General features: G+C 61.5%; 1 protein-coding gene. It reads right to left on the reverse strand.

Annotated features, from left to right (window positions below; all coding sequences use genetic code 11):
- Positions 1 to 60 precede the first annotated feature (60 nt).
- Positions 61 to 1,251, reverse strand: coding sequence for an elongation factor Tu (tuf, locus tag HAD_RS17620; protein ID WP_035574207.1), 1,191 nt, complete (start codon positions 1,249 to 1,251; stop codon positions 61 to 63).
- Between the last annotated feature and the right edge of the window lie 13 nt (positions 1,252 to 1,264).

Genomic DNA, 1,264 nt, shown 5'->3' on the forward strand with positions numbered 1-1,264 from the left:
AAAAAAGGCCGCCCTGTTTGGGCGGCCTTTTCGATTCTTTGAGGCGTTGGCCGTAAAGACTTAGTCTTTGATGGCCGAGACGACGCCGGCGCCGACCGTGCGGCCACCTTCGCGGATGGCGAAGCGCAGGCCCTGGTCCATGGCGATCGGCTGGATCAGCTCGACGTCCATTTTCACGTTATCGCCCGGCAGGACCATTTCCTTGTCGGCCGGAAGCGTCACAACACCCGTCACGTCCGTCGTACGGAAGTAGAACTGCGGACGGTAGTTGGTGAAGAATGGCGTGTGACGGCCACCCTCTTCCTTGGTCAGGATGTAGGCTTCGGCTTCGAACTTCGTGTGCGGCGTGATCGAGCCCGGCTTGCAAAGCACCTGGCCCCGCTCAACGCCTTCACGGTCCACACCGCGCAGCAGCGCACCGATGTTGTCGCCAGCCTGGCCCTGGTCGAGCAGCTTGCGGAACATTTCAACGCCCGTGCAGGTCGTCTTCGTGGTGTCGCGGATACCGACGATTTCGATCTCGTCGCCAACTTTCAGGATGCCCTGCTCGACACGGCCGGTCACAACCGTACCACGGCCGGAGATCGAGAACACGTCTTCCACCGGCATCAGGAACGGCTTGTCCAGCGGACGTTCCGGCGTCGGGATGTACTCATCCACAGCCGCCATCAGCTCAAGCACCTTGTCCTTGCCGATCGCATCGTCACGGCCTTCGACAGCCGCCAGCGCAGACCCGGCAATGATCGGAATGTCGTCGCCCGGGAATTCGTAGGACGACAGAAGCTCGCGCACTTCCATCTCGACCAGCTCGAGCAGCTCTTCGTCGTCAACCTGGTCGACCTTGTTCAGGAACACGACCAGCGCCGGCACGCCAACCTGGCGGGCAAGCAGGATGTGCTCGCGCGTCTGCGGCATCGGGCCGTCAGCGGCGTTCACAACCAGGATCGCGCCGTCCATCTGGGCCGCACCCGTGATCATGTTCTTCACATAGTCAGCGTGTCCGGGGCAGTCGACGTGGGCATAGTGACGGTTGGCCGTCTCGTATTCCACGTGCGCGGTGTTGATCGTGATCCCGCGCGCCTTCTCTTCCGGTGCAGAGTCAATGTCTGCATAGGATTTCGATTCACCGCCGGATGCCTCAGACAGCACCATCGAAATCGCTGCCGTCAGCGTCGTCTTGCCGTGGTCAACGTGGCCAATCGTGCCGATGTTCACGTGCGGCTTGTTACGCTCAAACTTTGCCTTGCCCATCGGGCCTCTCCTT

Origin of the sequence: Hyphomonas adhaerens MHS-3 (genome assembly GCF_000685235.1) — a bacterium.
Lineage (GTDB): Bacteria > Pseudomonadota > Alphaproteobacteria > Caulobacterales > Hyphomonadaceae > Hyphomonas > Hyphomonas adhaerens.

What these genes read in the sequence shown, in the direction of transcription:
- tuf (WP_035574207.1), bottom strand. Translation starts at nt 1,251, where the DNA reads ATGGGCAAGGCAAAGTTTGAGCGTAACAAGCCGCACGTGAACATCGGC.